Annotated in this window: 3 protein-coding genes; all 3 read left to right on the top strand. The window is 37.1% G+C overall.

Annotated features, from left to right (window positions below; translation table 11 throughout):
* The first annotated feature begins 206 nt into the window (after window positions 1-206).
* The 3 genes from J2S19_RS23565 (at window position 207) to J2S19_RS23555 (ending at window position 1,801) form a co-directional block, all read left to right on the top strand.
* The gene (locus J2S19_RS23565; RefSeq protein WP_016205253.1) at window positions 207-362 is read left to right on the top strand and encodes a YpzG family protein; all 156 of its coding nucleotides are present in this window, start codon (window positions 207-209) and stop codon (window positions 360-362) included.
* A gap of 192 nt (window positions 363-554) precedes the next feature.
* Window positions 555-1,085: a folate family ECF transporter S component gene (locus J2S19_RS23560; protein WP_016205252.1), complete on the top strand. Its 531-nt coding sequence runs from the start codon at window positions 555-557 to the stop codon at window positions 1,083-1,085.
* 194 nt (window positions 1,086-1,279) lie between these two features.
* Window positions 1,280-1,801 carry a GNAT family N-acetyltransferase gene (locus J2S19_RS23555; protein ID WP_226752568.1) on the top strand — a complete coding sequence of 174 codons (522 nt, stop codon included), beginning with the start codon at window positions 1,280-1,282 and terminating at the stop codon, window positions 1,799-1,801.
* Window positions 1,802-2,184: the final 383 nt, after the last annotated feature.

Raw genomic sequence — 2,184 nt, 5'->3', positions numbered from 1 at the left:
CACCTATTCAACAGGCATCAACTAAAAAAAATTTAAGTAGCTAATATTCTGTGGTTCTGTGTTTCTTTAAAATAATGAATTATGAAATTGATTCATCTTTTTAGAAAATGTATGTTTCCTAAGTCAACATCACATACTTTATATGATATTCTCTGTAATATCACTTGTTTTTAGTGGTGCCTATACTAACTTTGAGGTGATGACGAATGAGCTACAAAGATCATTTAGATCCACATTCTCAAATGTTTCACCATCAATGGACGAGACGAAAGCGTGCGAGTTCTCAGGTCAATGGACATACGAAGGTATCTCAGCATAACATTATTGCGAGAAGCAACGCCAAAGCTCACCGATGGATGTAGGACACTAAAACACAGAAACATGGCTAGCGCTAAGTCTTATGATTTAGGCGCTAGCCATGTTTTTATTTTAATCAAGTGAGTTATTTAGAAAAAATTTTCAGCACAGGAACAGTAGAAAAATTGTTAATAGTAAGTTAAAATCAATCCTTAGGGATAGCAAATGTTATCAATACTTTTCAAGGGGTACTTAGCATGAATATTAGAAAAATAGCATTTATTGGATTATTTATTGCAATAGAAATTGTACTAACTCGTTTCTTATCCATTCAAACGCCAATCGTTCGTATAGGATTTACGTTCCTCCCAATCGCAATATCGGGTATTATGTTTGGTCCTCTATTTGCAGGACTAACAGCGGCTTTAGCTGACTTTGTAGGGATCATGCTATTTCCGACAGGTGGGCCCTTTTTTCCTGGCTTTACGATTTCAGCTTTACTAACAGGGCTTATTTACGGATTATTCCTCTATAAAAAGCCGAAAAGTTTTTGGAGAATTAGTCTAGCAGTTCTCGTTATTACTGTATTTGTACATTTGGGTCTCGACACACTATGGCTATGGATGCTAACAGGGAAAGGTATTATCGGACTTCTTCCTGCTAGAATTATCAAAAGTTTAATCATGCTTCCAATCCAAATCATCACAATTCAAGTAGTCTGGAAGTACTTATCTGCTAGTTTGGGGAACAAATTTTCAAATGAACCACCACGAGCAAAGGCATCCTGAAGGAAATATGGGAAAGGTGCGGCTAATTAGCTGCACCTTTTTGTGTGTATCAAGAGCCAGTTGCTTTTCAATAAAGTGTAACTTCATAGCACTATTGAATGGTTAAATTTGTTAACTTTACTTAGCTTATGGGTTATTATGGTAAAGTGAAAGGCATAAAAACAGATATGCTTGTTATCAACTAGGAAAGCGTCGTGAGTCCCGTGGTAAAATTAAATGAATCGCTAAGCTTAATTGAAACAGAAAGATGTAGCATTAAAACTCTCCATGCAAATGATGTTTCCGATGTGGGATCTCTATATGTAAACCATGAAGTTAGAAAATACTTAGGCGGTCCTCGTCAGGAAGTTGCGATTTCAACCTTATTAGATGAAATGCTAGCTCCTACAGATAACTCCTATTATTGGGTAGTAAGAGAAAAAAAGACTGATAGATTTATTGGTTTGGTTTCACTTGATCCTCATCATGATGGAGTTAATATGGAAGTCTCTTATCAATTTTTACCTGAATGGTGGGGAAAAGGCTTTGCAACTGAAGTTGTTCAAGTCATCATTGACTCAGCTTTGAATATATTGAACCTTGGAACAATAGTAGCAGAAACACAAACTGCAAATGAGCCGTCGTGCAGGCTGCTTGAAAAGTTAGGTATGAAACTAGAAAAAACCGTATACAGGTTTGGGGCTGAGCAAGCAATTTATGTAATTAAGTCCACTTAATGAGAAAATGTATAACTAGGTCGCATAAAGGGCTCATGTGACCTAGATATCCCTGGTGCACCTTCAAATTAGGTCACATGAAGTGTCTATGAGACCTAGATATCTCTGATATATAGTAATAGTAGGTCTCATGAAGGTCTCATGAAACCTAGTTATCCCTGGTACATCGTCAAATTAGGTCACATGAAGTGTCTATGAGACCTAGATCTCCCTGCTACATAGTAAAAGTAGGTCTCATAAAGGGCTCGTGTGACCTAGATACCCCTGGTGCACCTTCAAATTAGGTCGCATGAAGTGTCTATGAGACCTAGATATCTCTGATATATAGTAATAGTAGGTCTCATGAAGGTCTCATGAAACCTAGTTATCCCTGGTACATCGTC

The sequence above is a fragment of the Metabacillus malikii genome (genome assembly GCF_030813355.1).
In the GTDB taxonomy this organism is placed as follows: Bacteria; Bacillota; Bacilli; order Bacillales; family Bacillaceae; genus Metabacillus; species Metabacillus malikii.
This window is presented reverse-complemented; position numbering and strand designations above follow the sequence as displayed.